General features: G+C 67.2%; 20 protein-coding genes. 14 read left to right on the forward strand and 6 right to left on the reverse strand.

The window, feature by feature from the left end; translation table 11 throughout:
• Positions 1-29 precede the first annotated feature (29 nt).
• The 4 genes from ACTJKH_RS03670 to ACTJKH_RS03685 are packed head-to-tail and all read left to right on the forward strand — an operon-like array spanning position 30 to position 4,009.
• Positions 30-1,064: an LLM class flavin-dependent oxidoreductase gene (locus ACTJKH_RS03670; RefSeq protein WP_440735799.1), complete on the forward strand. Its 1,035-nt coding sequence runs from the start codon at positions 30-32 to the stop codon at positions 1,062-1,064.
• Between the two features lie 43 nt (positions 1,065-1,107).
• The gene (locus tag ACTJKH_RS03675) at positions 1,108-2,460 is read left to right on the forward strand and encodes an MFS transporter (RefSeq protein ID WP_440735800.1); all 1,353 of its coding nucleotides are present in this window, start codon (positions 1,108-1,110) and stop codon (positions 2,458-2,460) included.
• A gap of 47 nt (positions 2,461-2,507) precedes the next feature.
• On the forward strand, positions 2,508-3,257 hold the full coding sequence (locus ACTJKH_RS03680; RefSeq protein ID WP_259161741.1) for an SGNH/GDSL hydrolase family protein: 750 nt from the start codon (positions 2,508-2,510) through the stop codon (positions 3,255-3,257).
• A complete protein-coding gene (locus ACTJKH_RS03685; RefSeq protein ID WP_440735801.1) occupies positions 3,254-4,009 on the forward strand; it encodes a formylglycine-generating enzyme family protein in 756 nt (251 codons plus the stop codon). Before ACTJKH_RS03680 ends, ACTJKH_RS03685 begins: the two co-directional genes overlap by 4 nt.
• Before the next feature lie 41 nt (positions 4,010-4,050).
• On the opposite strand, the gene ACTJKH_RS03690 is transcribed toward ACTJKH_RS03685, so the two are convergent.
• Positions 4,051-4,476, reverse strand: a complete 426-nt coding sequence (locus ACTJKH_RS03690) for a GNAT family N-acetyltransferase (protein WP_440735802.1) — start codon at positions 4,474-4,476, stop codon at positions 4,051-4,053.
• A 20-nt stretch (positions 4,477-4,496) separates the two neighbouring features.
• The gene (locus tag ACTJKH_RS03695) at positions 4,497-5,822 is read right to left on the reverse strand and encodes an MFS transporter (RefSeq protein ID WP_210097938.1); all 1,326 of its coding nucleotides are present in this window, start codon (positions 5,820-5,822) and stop codon (positions 4,497-4,499) included.
• A 95-nt stretch (positions 5,823-5,917) separates the two neighbouring features.
• On the opposite strand from ACTJKH_RS03695, the gene ACTJKH_RS03700 reads away from it, so the two are divergent.
• The 6 genes from ACTJKH_RS03700 (at position 5,918) to ACTJKH_RS03725 (ending at position 9,777) form a co-directional block, all read left to right on the forward strand.
• On the forward strand, positions 5,918-6,286 hold the full coding sequence (locus ACTJKH_RS03700) for a VOC family protein (RefSeq protein WP_259159041.1): 369 nt from the start codon (positions 5,918-5,920) through the stop codon (positions 6,284-6,286).
• Positions 6,287-6,301: 15 nt separating this feature from the next.
• Positions 6,302-6,847, forward strand: coding sequence for a GNAT family N-acetyltransferase (locus ACTJKH_RS03705; RefSeq protein ID WP_440735803.1), 546 nt, complete (start codon positions 6,302-6,304; stop codon positions 6,845-6,847).
• Between the two features lie 27 nt (positions 6,848-6,874).
• Positions 6,875-7,207: an ArsR/SmtB family transcription factor gene (locus ACTJKH_RS03710; RefSeq protein WP_440735804.1), complete on the forward strand. Its 333-nt coding sequence runs from the start codon at positions 6,875-6,877 to the stop codon at positions 7,205-7,207.
• Positions 7,204-7,695 carry an SRPBCC domain-containing protein gene (locus ACTJKH_RS03715; protein WP_440735805.1) on the forward strand — a complete coding sequence of 164 codons (492 nt, stop codon included), beginning with the start codon at positions 7,204-7,206 and terminating at the stop codon, positions 7,693-7,695. Before ACTJKH_RS03710 ends, ACTJKH_RS03715 begins: the two co-directional genes overlap by 4 nt.
• Positions 7,692-8,819, forward strand: a complete 1,128-nt coding sequence (locus tag ACTJKH_RS03720; RefSeq protein ID WP_440735806.1) for a GNAT family N-acetyltransferase — start codon at positions 7,692-7,694, stop codon at positions 8,817-8,819. Before ACTJKH_RS03715 ends, ACTJKH_RS03720 begins: the two co-directional genes overlap by 4 nt.
• Before the next feature lie 112 nt (positions 8,820-8,931).
• The gene (locus ACTJKH_RS03725) at positions 8,932-9,777 is read left to right on the forward strand and encodes a class I SAM-dependent methyltransferase (protein ID WP_440735807.1); all 846 of its coding nucleotides are present in this window, start codon (positions 8,932-8,934) and stop codon (positions 9,775-9,777) included.
• A gap of 36 nt (positions 9,778-9,813) precedes the next feature.
• On the opposite strand, the gene ACTJKH_RS03730 is transcribed toward ACTJKH_RS03725, so the two are convergent.
• The 3 genes from ACTJKH_RS03730 to ACTJKH_RS03740 are packed head-to-tail and all read right to left on the reverse strand — an operon-like array spanning position 9,814 to position 13,003.
• Positions 9,814-12,162 (reverse strand): ATP-binding cassette domain-containing protein, encoded by a 2,349-nt coding sequence (locus ACTJKH_RS03730; protein ID WP_440735808.1) that lies wholly within the window; start codon positions 12,160-12,162, stop codon positions 9,814-9,816.
• Positions 12,163-12,189: 27 nt separating this feature from the next.
• The gene (locus ACTJKH_RS03735) at positions 12,190-12,600 is read right to left on the reverse strand and encodes a VOC family protein (protein ID WP_259159049.1); all 411 of its coding nucleotides are present in this window, start codon (positions 12,598-12,600) and stop codon (positions 12,190-12,192) included.
• 4 nt (positions 12,601-12,604) lie between these two features.
• Positions 12,605-13,003, reverse strand: coding sequence for a helix-turn-helix transcriptional regulator (locus tag ACTJKH_RS03740; RefSeq protein ID WP_440736142.1), 399 nt, complete (start codon positions 13,001-13,003; stop codon positions 12,605-12,607).
• 181 nt (positions 13,004-13,184) lie between these two features.
• On the opposite strand from ACTJKH_RS03740, the gene ACTJKH_RS03745 reads away from it, so the two are divergent.
• Positions 13,185-13,784: an HdeD family acid-resistance protein gene (locus ACTJKH_RS03745; RefSeq protein WP_440735809.1), complete on the forward strand. Its 600-nt coding sequence runs from the start codon at positions 13,185-13,187 to the stop codon at positions 13,782-13,784.
• A 59-nt stretch (positions 13,785-13,843) separates the two neighbouring features.
• On the opposite strand, the gene ACTJKH_RS03750 is transcribed toward ACTJKH_RS03745, so the two are convergent.
• Complete coding sequence (locus tag ACTJKH_RS03750; protein ID WP_440735810.1) at positions 13,844-14,608, reverse strand: SDR family oxidoreductase; 765 nt, start codon at positions 14,606-14,608, stop codon at positions 13,844-13,846.
• A gap of 120 nt (positions 14,609-14,728) precedes the next feature.
• Here ACTJKH_RS03750 and ACTJKH_RS03755 point away from each other — a divergent pair, with 120 nt between their 5' ends.
• From ACTJKH_RS03755 to ACTJKH_RS03765, 3 genes are read left to right on the forward strand one after another with little or no spacing between them, the layout of a single operon-like run.
• A complete protein-coding gene (locus ACTJKH_RS03755; RefSeq protein ID WP_440735811.1) occupies positions 14,729-15,202 on the forward strand; it encodes an NfeD family protein in 474 nt (157 codons plus the stop codon).
• Positions 15,203-15,211: 9 nt separating this feature from the next.
• Positions 15,212-16,138, forward strand: coding sequence for an SPFH domain-containing protein (locus ACTJKH_RS03760; RefSeq protein WP_210097905.1), 927 nt, complete (start codon positions 15,212-15,214; stop codon positions 16,136-16,138).
• Complete coding sequence (locus tag ACTJKH_RS03765) at positions 16,135-16,908, forward strand: glycerophosphodiester phosphodiesterase family protein (RefSeq protein WP_440735812.1); 774 nt, start codon at positions 16,135-16,137, stop codon at positions 16,906-16,908. The genes ACTJKH_RS03760 and ACTJKH_RS03765 overlap by 4 nt, the downstream gene beginning before the upstream one ends.
• Positions 16,909-16,934 lie beyond the last annotated feature (26 nt).

The following is a 16,934-nucleotide window of genomic DNA, read 5'->3' on the forward strand; positions in this document are numbered from 1 at the left end:
GTTCATTCAGTTGAATAGAAAGGGCTGACATGAGCATCGAGTTCGGGCTGGACACCTTCGGCGACATCACGAGGGGCGCCGACGGCGAGCTCCTCTCAGGAGCGCAGACGATCCGCAACATCGTCGAGCAGGCGGAACAGGCCGACAGCGTCGGCGTCGACTTCTTCGGAGTGGGGGAGCACCACCGCACCGAGTTCGCCGTCTCGGCCCCCGAGATGGTGCTCGCGACCATCGCCGGAAGGACGAAGGACATCCGCCTCGGTACCGCGGTGACCGTGCTGTCGTCGGACGACCCGGTGCGTGTCTTCGAGCGCTTCTCGACTCTGGACGCGCTCTCGAACGGACGGGCAGAGGTCGTGCTCGGCCGTGGCTCTTTCATCGAGTCGTTCCCGCTGTTCGGGTACGACCTCCGCGACTACGACGCGCTCTTCGAGCAGAAGCTCGAGCTGTTCGTCGAACTGCTCAAGGAGGAGCCCGTGACGTGGTCAGGCTCCATGCGCGCCTCTCTCGAGAACGCGAACGTCTTCCCGAAGACCGCGAACGGTCTGCGCACGTGGGTGGGCGTGGGCGGCAGCCCCGAGTCGGTCGTGCGCGTGGCGCGACACGGACTCGGACTGATGCTCGCGATCATCGGAGGCCCCGCGGGGCGGTTCCGGCAGTTCGTCGACCTCTACCACCGGTCGGTGGCGTCGTTCGGCACGACCTCGCATCCGATCGCCGTCCACTCACCCGGACACATCGCCGACACCGACGACGAGGCGTGGGAGGCCGCGTACTCGGGCTTCGAGGCGATGAACAACACGATCGGACGCGAGCGCGGGTGGCCTCCCTACAGCCGCGCGCGATTCCAGAACGACATCGGCCCCGCCGGCGCGCTGTACGTCGGTTCGCCCGAGCGCGTCGCCGCGAAGATCGCCGACACGGTCACGACGCTGGGACTCGGACGATTCGACATGAAGTACGCCACGGGCACCCTGTCGCACGAGGCGATGATGCGCAGCATCGAGCTGTACGGCTCCGAGGTCATCCCGCGCGTGCGCAAGCTGCTCGCCGACCGCGATTGAGCCACAGGCTCGGCGGCTCGGTGTGCGCCCCTACGATGTAGGAATGGCCAACACCGCGCTGCCGAGCCGCGCATCGATCGCCGGGCGTCTCGACGAGCTTCCGTTCACGCGTCGCCATCTGCGCCTGCTCACCGGCTCCGGAGTCGGCTGGGCGCTGGATGCGATGGATGTCGGACTCATCTCGTTCATCCTCGCGGCGCTCACCCAGCAGTGGGGCCTCACGAAGACGGATGCCGGCTGGATCGCATCCGTCGGATTCATCGGCATGGCTCTCGGCGCGACGCTCGGCGGCCTTCTCGCCGACCGCCTGGGGCGACGCCAGGTCTTCGCACTCACGCTCCTCATCTACGGCATCGCCACGGGGGCGAGCGCACTCGTCGGCGGACTCGCCGCGCTTCTCGTCCTGCGGTTCCTCGTCGGGCTCGGTCTCGGCGCCGAGCTCCCTGTCGCCTCGACATACGTGAGCGAGTTCGCGCCGGCGCGTATCCGGGGGCGCCTCATCGTCATTCTCGAGGCGTTCTGGGCGCTGGGATGGACGGCTGCAGCGCTCATCGGCTTCTTCGTGATCCCCGCATCCGACGACGGCTGGCGTTGGGCCTTCGCGCTCGGCGCGATCCCCGCCGTCTACGCGCTGATCGTGCGCTGGGGGCTGCCGGAGTCACCGCGCTGGCTCGCCTCGCGGGGACGCATCGCCGAGGCCGATCGGATCGTGTCGACGTTCGAAGCGGATGCCGGTGTCGAGCCGGGCCCGGCGATCAGGCGCGAGCCTGTCTCCCGCGCGATCGCCGTCACCACCAGGGCGCGTCTCACGACCCTCTGGAATGCCGAGTTCCGCGTCCGCACGCTGTGCCTGTGGATCGTCTGGCTCTGCGTGAACTTCGCCTATTACGGTGCGTTCATCTGGATCCCCAGCATCCTCGTCGATGCGGGTTTCGATCTCGTCCGCTCGTTCGGGTTCACCCTCATCATCACCCTCGCTCAACTGCCGGGATACGCGGTGGCCGCCTGGTTGATCGAGGTCTGGGGGCGCCGGACCACCCTGTCGGTGTTCCTGATCGGGTCCGCCGTCTCGGCGGTGTTCTTCGGCACGTCGACCACGGAGGCTGCCATCATCGCCTCGGGCATGGCGTTGTCCTTCTTCAACCTCGGCGCGTGGGGCGCACTGTATGCCGTCACCCCCGAGATCTATCCGACGTCGCTCCGGGGGACCGGTTCCGGATGGGCCGCGGGTGTCGGGAGGATCGCCTCGATCGTGGCTCCTCTCGCCGTACCCGTGATCCTCGTCGCCGGGGGAGCACCCGTACTCTTCGCCGTGTTCGGAGCGTGCTTCGTGGCAGCAGCCGCTGCGGCGTGGGGCCTGGTCGATCGACGGGGAGTCGCGCTCGACGACCGCTGATGCGGCCACATGTCCGTGGGCGGGAATAGGCTGTCGTGGTGACAGACGTGCGCTACGTGGCCATCGGCGATTCCTTCACCGAGGGAGTGGGTGATGTGCTGCCGGACGGACGCGAGCGGGGCTGGGCCGACCTGGTCGCCCAGGGATGGGCCGACGCCGCCGGGCACTCGATCAGCTATGCGAATCTCGCGATCCGCGGCAAGCTGGCCTGGCCCATCGTCGAGCAGCAGCTCGAGCCGGCGCTGGCGCTGCGCCCCACCCATCTCTCCTTCAACGGCGGTGGCAACGACATGCTCCGCCCGCGGACCGATCTCGAGCACATCGCCGATGCGTTCAGTCGAGTGCTTCGACGGTGCGACGAAGAGGGTGTCACGCTGATCCTGCTGTCGGGTGCGAACCCCAGCGGGCAGTTGCCGATGGGTTCGCTCGTGCAGCGCCGCGGCGACCAGCTCTCCGATGCCGTCCTTCGCAGGGTCGAGGGGCGCGACGACGTGGTGCGCGCGCTCAACTGGCCTGATCGCGAGCTCGCCGATGCGAAGTACTGGTCAGAGGATCGGTTGCACATGAACGCCGCGGGACACCACCGGGTCGCCGCCCGGGTGCTTCAGGGCCTCGGCTTCGAGCCACCGTCGTCGTGGTGGTCGCCGACCGCACTCACGGCGGGTGGCCCGGCCGGCCTCGCCTACTACCGGGAGTTCGTCGGCCCCTGGGTGAGGCGGCGCGTCACGCGTACGTCCTCCGGGGACGGACGCGCGGCGAAGTACGCGGACTGGGTAGAGAGAGCACCCCAGGCGTGACCGACATCGAGATGCGCCGCATTCCGGGCGGCTCGGTGACTCTGCACGACGCGCGGCGCAAGGTCGAGCGCACCGTGGTCGTGGAGGACTTCGAGATCGGTGTGTTCCCGATCACGGAGGAGCAGTTCGCCGAGGTGCTACCGATCCCCTCGACGCACCCACGCAGACCGGCTGCGGATCTGAGCTGGCTGCGCGCGGTCCACTTCTGCAACGCCGCGTCCGAGTGGGAGGGACTCGACCCGGTCTATCGGTTCAACGGAGAAGACGTCACCTGGGACGCCACCGGCGACGGCTATCGGCTCCCGACCGAGGCCGAATGGGAGTACGCGTGCCGCGCCGGCTCGACCGGACCGCACTATGCTCCGCTCACCGATGCGGCATGGACCAGCGCAGACGGAGTGTCGACGCCGCAGGACGTCGGAGGCAAACTGCCCAATCTCCACGGCCTGTTCGACACACTCGGCAACGTCTGGGAGTGGTGCTGGGACCTCCTCGATCCCGCCCGGTACGGCGACTACCGCGTATTCCGCGGGGGTGGTTTCGCCGACGACTCCTGGAGCGTCCGGGCCTCGGTCCGACGCGGGGGCGCACCACGGATGCACCACGAGGACGTCGGACTGCGCGTCGCGCGTGGGGCCTTCGAGACGCCCGGCGAGGCGCAGGGGTGGTCGGACCGTGCCGACCGCGAACGGGCCGCGTTCGACGGCCCGGTGCCGTTCGGCTGGACGCCGCTGAGACGCCCCGGGCGCTGAACCGCTCGATCGAACGATCGGACGATCGCTCGATCGGGCGGTCAGTCCCGCGGCATCTGCTTGATCATGTAGCGATTCGGCCCCGACGATTCCGCGAAACCGTACTTCGCGTACAGGCCGTCCGCGGTGCTTGTGGCGAGCACGATCCGCTTCACCGTCGACGAATCCTGCAGGTCCTGAATCACGCCCTCGACGATCATCCGACCCACCCCGTTGCCGCGTGCCGCCTCGTCGACGAACACGTCGCACAGCCACGCGAAGGTCGCCCCGTCGGTGACGACGCGGGCGTACGCGACCTGCCGCCCATCGGAATCGCGCACCGAGTAGTTCCGCGACGCGTCCATCGCGGCGTCCTGCGTGTCTCGACTCCTGCCCTGCGCCCAGTAGGACTCGACGCTGAGCCAGTGGTGCACCAGGTCCCGGTCTATCAGGGACGGGTCGTTCGAGAACGTGAAGGCGGAGGACATGCGCCTCATCCTAGAAGCTGTCAGCGCCGCTTCTCGGGATCCAGGCCCATCCGGATGCGCGTGCGCTTTCGTTCGATCACGATGAACACGACGCCGAGGATCCAGAGGGGGATGGGCATCAGGAACGCGATCCGGAATGCCTCGAACGAGTAGGTCTCCGGCGTTCCGGCGCCTTGGACGTCGAGCGCGAGCCCGATCAGCCAGATCGCGATGAGGGCGGCGATGAAGCCACCGGCATTGGTCACGCCGGTCGCCGTGCTCAGGCGATGCGACGGATTGTGTGTGCGGGCATGGTCGAAGGCGATCATGCTGGCCGGACCACCCGTGGCGAGGGCCACCGCGAGCACGTAGAGGAGCCAGATCGGCGCGGGTTCCGGCATGGCGATGACGGCGACCCACGCGACGAACTGCACCCCGACGGCAGGGAGGACGAGCGCCACCGAGCGCTGATTGGGCAGCCGTCTCGAGAGGTCTCCGATGATCGGCCCCAAAGCCATTCCGGCGACCACGTACACGGAGATGATCCCGGCCGCATGAGCGGTGTCGAGGCCCTGGGCTGCGGTGAGGAACGGCATTCCCCAGAGCAGGATGAAGGCCGTACCCGCGAACGGCGTCGTGAAGTGCGACCAGAAGGCGAGCCGCGTGCCGGGGTGCGCCCACGCCGCGCGGATGCCGACGCCCGTGTCGATCGCCGAGGTGACGACGCGGATCACGCCCGTGTCGGTGTCGACGGAGACGTCGGCGCCGCGTGCGGCGGGGTGGTTGCGGATGAGGAGCGCGACCAGGATCGTGAACAGCACGCCGAGCCCGGCGATGCTGCCGAACGTGATCGTCCAGGTCGTCGCGTGCAGGAGCGCGGCCAGGGGGACGAGGGCGATGAGCTGGCCGCCCTGGCCGATGATGCCGGTGAACTGCACCATGATCGGCCCTCGCTGCGCGGGGAACCACGTGGCGACGAGACGCAGTACTGCGGGGAAGATCGCCGCATCGCCCGCCCCGAGCAGAATGCGCGCGAAGACGGCGATCCCGATGCTGGGGGAGAGCGCCATGGTGAGCTGGCCGGCCGCCATGAGCAGCATGCCGACCGTCATGATCGGGCGGGACCCGAAGCGGTCGAGCAGGATGCCGATCGGGATCTGCATGCCGCCGTAGACGGCGAGCTGCACCACGGCGAAGAGCGCGAGCGTGGACGCATCGGCCTGGAATCGATCGGCGGCCTCGACTCCGACAGCGCCCAAGGAGGTGCGGTTCGTGATCGCGAGAACGTAGGCCGCGACGCCCACGCCCCAGATGAGCCAGGCCCTCCACCCCGGGTCGGTCACGGGGGAGCGGGGAACCTGTTGCACCCTTCAACGCTACTCCTGGTGCGCGGCCTCCTCGGTCCCGCGCCGCACCGGAGCATCCCCTTCCGGATGTCGGATGCTCTCGCTACCGTGGCCGCATGACTCCCGCACCCGTTCATCACTCCCTCAACTACGTCGAGCTCGTCGTCAATGACCTCGAGACCGCGAAGCGCTTCTATGGCGACACTTTCGGCTGGGTGTTCGTCGACTACGGTCCTGCCTACGCGGGCATCGCCTCGCCGACAGGTGACGGGTCAGAGGTGGGCGGTCTGCTGCTCTCCGACCAGGCGCGTCCCGCGGGAGGGCCGCTCGTGCTGCTGTACTCCGATGACCTCGACGCCACGCACGCGGCGATCACGGATGCCGGCGGCGCAGTGACGCAGGGGCCGTACGACTTCCCTGGTGGGCGGCGACTGCACTTCGTGGACCCGAGCGGCAACGAGCTGGGAGTCTGGGCGGCGCAGTGAGAGCAGAATGGGGATGTGACTTCGCCCCGTACTCACTCGTCGTCTGACAGGCTCCGGCTGCCGATCCGCGTGCGAGCATCGCAGTGGGACGAGTGCGACACGACGGCGGTGAGTGCGCTCGTCCGCACCTATCTCCTGCAGACCGAGGCGGAGAAGCGCGAGCGCGGTCTGGCCGAATCGGCTGACGCACTGACGCTGTTGCCGCCACGATACGGGCGGGAGGTGGCGGATCCCCGCGCCGCCTACGCTGACTGCACGACGCTGGTCGCCGTGGTCGAGAGGCAGCCCGTCGGGGTCGTCATCATCCGGATCGACGGGGGAGAGGCCGAGATCAAGCGACTCTGGGCAGATCCAGACCTTCGCGGCCGCGGACTCGGCTCCGCGTTGCTGGATGCGGCACTGTCTCTGACGGCCGGGCTCGTTCGCCTGTCCGTGTGGGAGTGGCGCGCTCCGGCGATCAGGCTGTACGAATCGCGCGGATTCGAGCGGGTCGCATCGTGGGATGACCGTGAGGGACTCGTCTGCATGGTGCGGCGTGCAGAAACTTTGCCCTTGCGCTAAGCATTGTCGAGCGCAATACTTATCTTCATGGCTAACAGTATGGACGTGAGTGAGGTGTTCCTCGCTCTCTCCGACCCCACTCGTCGCGACATCATCCGGCGCCTCGGGCGAGGGCCCGCAAGCGTGGGGGAGCTGGCGCAGCCGTTCCCGATCACGCTTCCGTCTTTCCTGAAGCACATCCGAGCGCTCGAGAGCAGCGGCCTCATCCACACAGCGAAGAGCGGGCGTGTGCGCACCTGCAGCCTCGACCGCGAACGCCTCGCGGTGGTGACGGACTGGCTCGATGAGCAGCGGCGGGTCTGGGAAGACCGCACGAGCCGCCTCGAAGCCATCGCGACCGACCTGGAGGAGTCACCATGACCAGCACCGTACTCGACCCGACCCTCGATCTGACCCTCGAAAGGGTCATCCGGGCCTCGCCTTCCTCCGTCTGGCGAGCATGGACCGATCCGGAGCTTCTCGCCCGGTGGTGGGTGCCCGCCCCCATGCAGACGCGCGTGGATCGCCTCGATGTACGACCTGGCGGAGGCTTCGTCACCAGCATGCGCGAGGAGGCGGGGGAGTACGTCCCGCATACGGATGGCATCTTCCTCGTCGTGGAGTCCGAGAAGCGACTGGTCTTCACCAACGTCATCGACAGCTCCTGGCGGCCGGCGCAGCCTGAGCCTGTCTCCATGACGGCGGAGATCATCTTCGGCGAGCACGCGGAGGGGACCGCCTACCGCGCGATCGTGCGCCATCGCGACCCCGTCGCACGGAATCTGCACCAGGACCTCGGCTTTCTCGATGGCTGGGGATCGGTGACGGCGGCACTGGCGGATCTCGTCGAAGCCGGATCGGCGACGTGAGCACCGACGCTCCGGTCTCCGCGCCCGGTGCGCTGGGTGGGGCGACTCTGCGCACGCAGCGCCTGATCCTCCGCCCCCAGGAGGTCGAGGACGCCGAGGTGTTCCGTCGACTCTGGACCGAACGAGACGAACGAGTGCCGGCTCATCGCAAGCTCGATGCCGACGGCCACCCGACGGTCGCAGACATCGCAGCTCACATCGCCGACGCGGACAGCGAGCGCTCCGACCTGCTGTCCGTGCAGGACGCCGCGACGGGGGAGCTGTACGGCTACTGCGGGCTCATCTTCGAGGGCAACGGGTCGGCGAACGAGCCTGAGATCGCGTTCGAGCTTCTGCGGAGCGTCCACGGTCGCGGGTACGCGACGGAAGCCGCCACGGCTGTTCTCGCCTGGGCGCGATCTGCAGGACACGAGCGAGTCTGGGCGAGTGTCTGGGAGTGGAACGTCGCCTCGCGCCGCGTGCTCGAGAAGCTCGGTTTCGTCGACTCAGGATGCGACCGCCCCGTGGGTGCGCATGGACGGAATATCCTGACGGTGGCGGCCTTACTTTCGGCACCCGCGGTGGGCGTTGCGGAGCACGTCGTCATCGTCGAGCACGACGCGCTGACGGCCTCTCAGACGGCGATGCTGCGCGATCTCTTCGACAGCGAGTACCGCGAGGAACACGGAGAGTGGAACCCCGACCGCCCGTACGGTTATTCTCCGGCGGATGTGCACACGATCGTCTTCCGCGGCTCGACGGCCGTCGCGCACGTCGGCTATCAGCGGCGGATCATACGCGTCGGCCGGCACGACGTTCCGGTAGCGGGAACCGGGGGAGTCCTGGTGCATCCGCGCTGGCGTTCCGACGGAGTCGGCCGTCGAGTGATGTCCTACGCTCAGCAGGCGATGCGCGACGACGATCATGTCGAGTTCGGCTACCTCGGATGCCGCGATGAGGTCGTGCCTTTCTACGAGCGCACCGGATGGTCACAGGTGTACGCCGAAGAGCGCCACGTGTCCATGACGGATCCGCGCGCAACAGTCACATCGACGGGACCGTTACTCGTCTTCGCAGCCAGCGCGAACGCTCTCGGCGGCGGGTGGCCGCAGGGTGACATCGATCTTCGAGGAACTCCGTGGTGATCCGCGCCGGCTCGGCCCGGCAGGGGACCTCGCCTCTTCACTTGTACTGACATAATGTGCATTATCGGCATTACTGCATCCGCGTCGATCGGAGCCTCGCTAGGCTCGAGGCGTGAACGGAAGCAACATCGAGATCGACTGGGAAGCCGCACGCGGAGCCAACCTCCAGAACTGGGATGACCGCGTGCCACTGCACGAAGCGGCGTACGGGCTGGATGCGTTCGACGACCCGACGCACATCAGTGACGTCGTGACTGACGACCTGCCTGTGCTCAGCCGATTTCTGCCCGGCGACGCTCTCACCGGGCTCGACCTGTGCCACCTGCAGTGCCACATCGGCACCGACACGATCTCTTGGGCACGCTCCGGGGCGGTCGTCACGGGCGTCGACTTCTCCGCGCCTGCGCTGGGCGTCGCAGCCGCTCTCGCCGACCGCGCTGGTGTCGCTGCCACCTGGGTGGAAACGGACGTTCTCGATGCGCGCAGCGCGGTGTCGGGCGACTTCGATGTCGTGTACACGAGCATCGGCACGATCTGCTGGCTCGAGGATCTCGATCGCTGGGCAGCTCAGATCGCCGCACTGCTGCGTCCGGGCGGAACGTTCTTCATCCGCGACGGGCATCCCGCACTTCTCGCCCTCGACGAGGATGCGCAGGAACTCACGACGCGCTACCCGTACTTCGGAGACGGCCGCGCGCAGCAGTGGGACGACGACTCCACCTATGCGGGTGACGGCACGGTCGCACATTCGAGGACGTACGAGTGGCCGCATCCGCTGTCCGAGATCCTCGGCGCGCTGCTCGGTGCCGGCCTGCGTCTCGTCCACTTCGATGAGGGACGAACGCTCCCGTGGCGTTTCAGTCCTCGAATGGTCGAGGTCCCCCGCGGCTACGCGTGGCCGGAGGCTGAGCGAAACCTCGTCCCCTGCACGTTCACGATCGTCGCCCGCAAGGACTGACCGGCCTTCTCCGACGTCGCCTGATCGGGCCCCGACCTAGGCGCCCACGTAGGCGGCGAGGTGCTCCCCCGTCAGCGTCGACTTCGCCGCCACGAGGTCTGCGGGGCTTCCTTCGAACACCACGCGTCCGCCGTCATGACCCGCACCGGGCCCGATGTCGATGATCCAGTCGGCGTGCGCCATCACCGCCTGATGATGCTCGATGACGATCACGGTCTTGCCGGACTCCACCAGCCTGTCGAGAAGGCCGAGGATGTTCTGCACGTCGGCGAGATGCAGTCCTGTGGTGGGTTCGTCGAGGACATACGTGTCGCCCTTCTCCCCCATCTGAATGGCGAGCTTGATCCGCTGGCGCTCACCACCCGAGAGCGTCGACAGCGGCTGCCCGAGCGAGAGGTAGCCGAGCCCGACGTCTTCCAAGCGCCCGAGGATGGCAGCCGCCGCCGGCAGCTTCGCATCGCCCTCGGAGAAGAAGACGCGTGCCTCGGAGACGGGCAGATCCAGCACCTGGATGATGTCCTTGCCTGCGAGCTTGTACTCGAGCACAGCCGCCTGGAAGCGCTTGCCGCCGCAGTCCTCGCAGGGCGTCTCGATCGTGTCCATGAACCCGAGCTCGGTGATGATGACGCCTGCGCCCTTGCACGTCGGGCAGGCTCCCTCGGAGTTCGCGCTGAAGAGAGCCGGCTTGACCCCGTTGGCCTTCGCGAACGCTTTGCGGATGGGCTCCAGCATCCCGGTGTACGTGGCGGGGTTGCTGCGACGCGAGCCCTTGATCGCCCCCTGATCGATGGCCACCACCCCCTCAAGCTTCGAGACCGAGCCGTGGATGAGCGAGCTCTTGCCCGAACCCGCGACACCCGTCACGACAGTCAGGACGCCCGTCGGGATGTCGACATCGACGTCCTGCAGATTGTTCGCCGTGGCGCCGCGCACCTCGATCCGTCCGTTGCTGCGGCGCACCGTCGACTTGAGTTCCGCACGGTCGTCGAGGTGCTCGCCCGTGAGGGTGCCGCTGGCCTTGAGTCCGTCGACGGTGCCCTCGAAGCAGATCTCCCCACCCTTGCTTCCCGCGCCGGGCCCCAGGTCGACCACATGGTCGCCGATCGCGATGGTCTCGGGCTTGTGCTCGACCACGAGCACCGTGTTGCCCTTGTCTCGCAAGCGGAGCAGCAGCGTGTTCATGCGCTGGATGTCGTGCGGGTGCAGCCCGATCGTGGGCTCGTCGAACACGTACGTCACGTCCGTCAGCGACGAACCGAGGTGGCGGAGCATCTTGATTCGCTGCGCCTCTCCCCCGGACAACGTGCCCGATGGACGCTCGAGGCTCAGGTATCCGAGCCCGAGGGTCACGAATGCGTCGAGATTGGCACGCAGCGCCTCGAGAAGAGGCGCTGCGCCGGGCAGCTCGAGACCTCCTACCCACGCGGCGAGGTCGGTCACCTGCGTCCGGCACGCATCGGCGATGCTGATCCCGGCGATCTTCGACGAGCGCGCACCCTCCGTGAGGCGGGTGCCGTCGCACTCGGGGCAGGTCGCGAACGTGGCGACGCGCTCGACGAAGGCGCGGATGTGCGGCTGCAGGGCGTCCAGGTCCTTCGAGAGCATCGACTTCGTGATCTTCGGGATGAGGCCCTCGTAGGTCATGTTGATGCCCGAGATCTTGACCTTCGTGACCTCGCCGTAGAGGAACAGATGCCGCTGCTTCTCGGTGAACGACGACACAGGCTTGTCCGCCGGGTAGAAGCCTGACGCGGAGAATCCCTTGACCATCCAGCCGTCGGCCGTGTACCCGGGCACCATGATGGCGCCCTCATCGAGCGACTTCGACTCGTCGACGATCTGAGCGAGGTCGAGGTCTGACACCGCTCCCCTGCCCTCGCACCGGGGACACATGCCACCGAGATAGATCGCATCCTTGACGATCTTCTTCTCACCGCCGGGCCCGGTCATCACACCGCTGGCCTTCTGCGTGGGGATGTTGAAGGAGAACGCCGTCGGTCCGCCGATGTAGGGCTGACCGAGCTTGCTGAAGAGGATACGCAGCATCGCGTTCGCGTCGGTGACCGTCCCCACGGTCGACCGGGGGTTGGCCCCGAGGCGCTCCTGATCGACGATGATCGACGTCGTCAGCCCCTCCAGGACATCGACGTCCGGGCGAGGCACGGACGGCATGAAGCCCTGCACGAACGCACTGTAGGTCTCGTCGATCATCCGCCTCGACTCGGCCGCGATGGTGTCGAAGACCAGCGAGCTCTTGCCGGAGCCGGAGACTCCCGTGAACACCGTCAGACGACGTTTCGGGATGTCGACGCTGACCTCTTTGAGGTTGTTCTCGCGGGCTCCCTGGACGCGAATGAGGTCGTGCCCGTCGGCGACATGGGTCATGGTGGTCCTCGGTGTTCTCAGCCGGCGTCAGCCGGCCTGGTTGATGCGGAGAAGGTTGCCTGCGGGATCACGGAAGGCGCAGTCGCGCACTCCGTACGGCTGATCCATGGGCTCCTGCACGACGTCGGCACCCTGCTCGACCAAGCGCTCGAAGAGCCCGTCGAGGTCGTCGCTCGCGAGGGTGAGCGCCGTGTAGCTGCCCTTCGCGATGAGTTCGAGGATCGTCTGCCTCTCGGCATCGGTGATCCCCGGGTCGGTTGCCGGTGGATGCAGCACGATCGACGTCTCGGGCTGATTCTCGGGGCCGACGGTGAGCCATCGCAACCCGTCGTAGCCGACGTCGTTGCGCACCTCGAAGCCGAGGGCATCGCGATAGAAGCCGAGGGCTGCCTCGGCATCCGTGTGCGGAAGGAATGCGTAGTGGATGCTGATGTTCATGGGTTCAGGCTAGGTTCGCGTCGGTTCGGGGTGCTTCTTGATTCCTGATCGGTCTGATGACCTGCTTCGCGTGCACCGTCGGGATGCCGTCGACATTGGTCGCGCGTTCACGGTACACGCTGGGTGAGACACCGACGAGCTCGGTGAACCGAGTGCTGAAGGTGCCGAGTGACGAGGACCCCACTTCGAAGCACACCTCCGTGACCGAGAGGTCGCCTCGGCGCAGCAGCGCCATGGCCCGCTCGATCCGACGGGTCATCAGATAGGAGTACGGAGACTCGCCGTATGCCTCTCGGAATCGACGGCTGAGGTGACCTGCCGACATGTGCACCCCCTTCGCGAGTGCTTCGACATCGAGAGGCTTCGCATACTCGCGATCGATACGGTCGCGCACCTTGCGCATGACGACGAGCTCGCGGAGACGGGCGTCGTCGTCAGGAGTCACGAGTAGATCCTGCCATGACGCTTCATCACGCGGTATGTGCTTCTGCGACGCCGCGGAGGAGTCGCTCTCCCATCCCCACCCGGACAGCGCTACTCTGTGATCATCCCTCACAGGAATTTCTCAGAAAGGGTCCCCCACCATGGCCACTCCCCTCGCTTCCGAAGCGAAGTCGCTCTTCACATCCATCCGGGTCGTCCTGGCGGTATCCGGAGTCATCGCACTGATCGCCGGCATCATCCTGCTCGTCTGGCCGCTCAAGTCCGCGGTGATCGTCACCGCCATCTTCGCGTCCTACCTCGTCGTCGCCGGTCTCGTCTACATCGGCCTCGGGATCTTCTCGAAGGTCAAGGGCGGTTGGGCTCGCGTCGGACACATCGTGCTCGGCCTGCTCTACATCGTCGCCGGCGTCATCGCGTTCGCGAACCTCGGCGTCGCCGCAGCGACACTCGCGCTCGTCGTGGTCATCTTCATCGGCATCAGCTGGATCGTCGACGGCGTGGTCGCTCTGTCGCTGCTCGGACAGGACGGCTCGCGCGTCTGGACGCTCCTGTACGCGCTGCTCAGCATCATCGCGGGTATCGTCGTGCTCTTCTCGCCGCTCTACGCCGCCGCCGTCCTGTGGCTGGTGCTCGGCATCTCGCTGGTCGTCCTGGGCATCGTTCAGATCGTCCGTGCGATCACGCTCGGCAAGGACGCGAAGAACTTCGTCGCGTCGGTCGACGCCGACACCACGAACTGACAGCAGATATGAAGAGGGCCCCGTCCATCAGGACGGGGCCCTCTTCCTGTGTCAGCGGGTCACTCGGCAGCGAAGGCGCTCACGTCGCCGACGAGACGCGTGTTGTCCGTCGGCACCGGGTCGACCGCGGCGCGTGCGACCTCTGCTGCGAACTCGGACACGTTGTAGAGCTTGCCCGCGGACTCGCGGCGCTCGGCGATCGCGCCGGGGTTGGCACGCTCGAGGAGTGTCGCCGTGATGGTTCCCTCGATCATGTCGCCTGAGACGACGGTGAAGCCGATCCCCTTCTCTGCCAGGCCCGGGATGCGCTCCCGGAGGGCGTCCTCGCCCGCGCGCTTCGACAGTGCCACCGGCTCGTACTCCGGCATCGTGGGCGTCGTGCGGATGAAGTGCGCCTGGTGGCTCGTGACGAACACCACGCGGGCGTCCTCGGCGAGCAGCGGCGTGGCCGCATCGAGCACGCTGAGCTGCGCGTCGCGGTTCAGGAGGAGCGCGTAGTCCTCGGCCATGCCGGACTCCATGCCGCCGGATGCGTTGAGCACGAGCACGTCCAGGTGTCCGAACTCGGCCTTCACGGCGTCGAACATCTCGGCGACGGATGCGGGGTCGGTGAGGTCCGCACCGACGACGAGGACACGGCGACCCAGTTCACGCAGCTGAGAGGCGAGCTTCTCGGCGCGCGGGGCCTTGTTGCGGAAGTTGATCACGACGTCGGCGCCTGCCTCGGCGAGATAGCGGACCGTGTCAGCGCCGATGCCTCGGGACGAACCGGTGACGAGGGCGACCTTGCCCTCGAGGGATCCTGCGGGAAGAACGTCGGTCACGGTGACTCCTCTGATGCGTGAAACGCCGTGATGACACGGCGCCTCCAGACTATCAAGGCGGCCTCCGCGGCCCGAGACCCGACCGATGGCGCGTGATAGGTTGACCGCAAAGGAGGCCGCATGGACAACTTCGCGACATTCGTTCAGTTCATCGACCAATGGGCATGGATCGGGTGGTTGGTCCTGATCGCCATCTTCCTCGTCATCGAGATGCTGACGCTCGACTTCACCTTCCTCATGCTCAGCTTCGGAAGCGTCGTCGGACTCGTCACCGACTTCATCGGCATCCCCGTCTGGGTGCAGGTGCTGATCGCCGCGGCGGCCGCAGCACTGTTCATCCTGTTCCTGCGCCCACCGCTGATCAAGCGGCTGCATCGCGGCGAGGATCCGACGAAATCCAACGTCGATGCACTCCTCGAACTACGAGGCACCGCTCTTCAGGACATCACCCAGATCACCGGCCAGGTGAAGCTCAGCAATGGCGACACCTGGACAGCCCGCACCGCCGGACCCGTGCCCATCCCGCAGGGGTCCCCGATCGCGGTCGTCGCGATCAGCGGCGCGACCGCCACCGTCCGTCCCGTCAACGACTAGGAGAACCTCTTGGACGACGCATCGTTCATCCCCGCTGCGATCGGGTGGATCCTCGTCATCGCGATCATCATCTTCGTGGTGGTCACGCTGGCCAGATCCATCCGCATCATCCCGCAGGCGACGGCAGGTGTCGTCGAGCGCCTCGGTCGGTACCACAAGACGCTCATGCCGGGACTCAACATCCTCGTCCCCTTCATCGATCGGCTGCGTCCGCTGATCGACATGCGCGAGCAGGTCGTGTCGTTCCCGCCGCAGCCGGTGATCACGGAAGACAACCTCGTCGTCTCGATCGACACCGTGGTGTATTTCCAGGTGACGGATGCCCGGGCCGCGACCTACGAGATCGCGAACTACCTCGGCGCCGTCGAGCAGCTCACAACGACGACGCTCCGTAACGTCGTCGGTGGCCTCAACCTCGAAGAGGCGCTCACCAGCCGCGACAACATCAACGGCCAGCTGCGCGTCGTTCTCGACGAGGCCACCGGCAAGTGGGGAATCCGCGTCGGGCGTGTCGAGCTCAAGGCGATCGATCCGCCCATCTCCATCCAGGACTCGATGGAGAAGCAGATGCGCGCGGAGCGTGATCGCCGAGCAGCGATCCTCACGGCCGAAGGAACCAAGCAGTCCGCGATCCTCGAGGCAGAGGGTTCGCGGCAGGCCGAGATCCTGCGAGCCGAAGGTGACAAGCAGGCGGCGGTCCTGCGCGCTCAGGGTGAGGCCGAGGCCATCCAGAACGTCTTCACCGCGATCCACCAGGGCGCACCGGACGACAAGCTGCTGGCCTACCAGTACCTGCAGATGCTGCCGAAGATCAGCGAGGGCCAGTCGAACAAGCTCTGGATCATTCCGAGCGAGCTGACCGAAGCCCTCAAGGGGATCGGCAGCGCGTTCACGCCGAAGCCCGGGCAGCCACCGACCAACCTGCCCGGCGCGTGACGCACCCGTACTTCGAGAAGGCACGTCACCCCCGAGTCCTCGCTCACCGCGGTCTCGTCACCGCGGCGGGTGAGGACTCCGGCGTGTGGGAGAACTCCGCGGCCGCCTTCGCGGCGGCGCATGCGGCGGGTGCGGAGTACATCGAGACCGACTGCCAGGTGACCGCAGACGGAGACGTCGTGCTCTTCCACGACTCGACGCTGCAACGCCTCGCCGGGGATCCCCGCGCGGTCAGCGAGGTGCGCACACGCGAGCTCGCCCTCATCTTCGCCGATCACGGCGGCCTCCTCACGGTCGCGGACGCGCTCGCCTCGTTCCCGACCGCGCGTTTCAACATCGACGTCAAGACGGCGGATGCCCCACAGCTGCTCGGGCCGATCCTCGTCGATCACACGGAGCGAGTCCTCGTGACGAGCTTCTCCGATGCCAACCGTCGAGCCACCGTCGCCGCGGTCCTCCGCGCCGGCGCAGCGTTGCGACCGGCCACCTCGGGCGGCAGCCGCACGATCGCCGCCGTGCGCGGACTCTCGGCGCTCCACCTCTCCCCCGCCCGGGTGCTGCGCGACATCGACGCGCTTCAGATTCCCGAACGACACGGCGCACTCAGGATCCTCACGCCTGCTCTCCTTCGGTCCGCACACGCGCACGGCACCGAAGTTCACGTGTGGACGGTGAACGACTCGGACGACATGCGCAGACTCGTCGCGTCCGGTGTGGACGGAATCGTCTCGGATCGCGCCGACGTCGCCCTCGCGACCTTGGCCGGCTGAACGCGCCACGCCGCCCATACGCGCTC

Origin of the sequence: Microbacterium sp. 22215, assembly GCF_052045655.1 — a bacterium.
GTDB lineage: Bacteria > Actinomycetota > Actinomycetes > Actinomycetales > Microbacteriaceae > Microbacterium > Microbacterium phyllosphaerae.

Coding starts and splice junctions, on each gene's coding strand:
- ACTJKH_RS03755 (WP_440735811.1), top strand. CDS start 14,729: ATGGACAACTTCGCGACATTCGTTCAGTTCATCGACCAATGGGCATGG.
- ACTJKH_RS03700 (WP_259159041.1), top strand. CDS start 5,918: ATGACTCCCGCACCCGTTCATCACTCCCTCAACTACGTCGAGCTCGTC.
- ACTJKH_RS03740 (WP_440736142.1), bottom strand. CDS start 13,003: ATGCGCAAGGTGCGCGACCGTATCGATCGCGAGTATGCGAAGCCTCTC.
- ACTJKH_RS03730 (WP_440735808.1), bottom strand. CDS start 12,162: ATGACCCATGTCGCCGACGGGCACGACCTCATTCGCGTCCAGGGAGCC.
- ACTJKH_RS03745 (WP_440735809.1), top strand. CDS start 13,185: ATGGCCACTCCCCTCGCTTCCGAAGCGAAGTCGCTCTTCACATCCATC.
- ACTJKH_RS03715 (WP_440735805.1), top strand. CDS start 7,204: ATGACCAGCACCGTACTCGACCCGACCCTCGATCTGACCCTCGAAAGG.
- ACTJKH_RS03670 (WP_440735799.1), top strand. CDS start 30: ATGAGCATCGAGTTCGGGCTGGACACCTTCGGCGACATCACGAGGGGC.
- ACTJKH_RS03675 (WP_440735800.1), top strand. CDS start 1,108: ATGGCCAACACCGCGCTGCCGAGCCGCGCATCGATCGCCGGGCGTCTC.
- ACTJKH_RS03690 (WP_440735802.1), bottom strand. CDS start 4,476: ATGTCCTCCGCCTTCACGTTCTCGAACGACCCGTCCCTGATAGACCGG.
- ACTJKH_RS03735 (WP_259159049.1), bottom strand. CDS start 12,600: ATGAACATCAGCATCCACTACGCATTCCTTCCGCACACGGATGCCGAG.
- ACTJKH_RS03710 (WP_440735804.1), top strand. CDS start 6,875: ATGGCTAACAGTATGGACGTGAGTGAGGTGTTCCTCGCTCTCTCCGAC.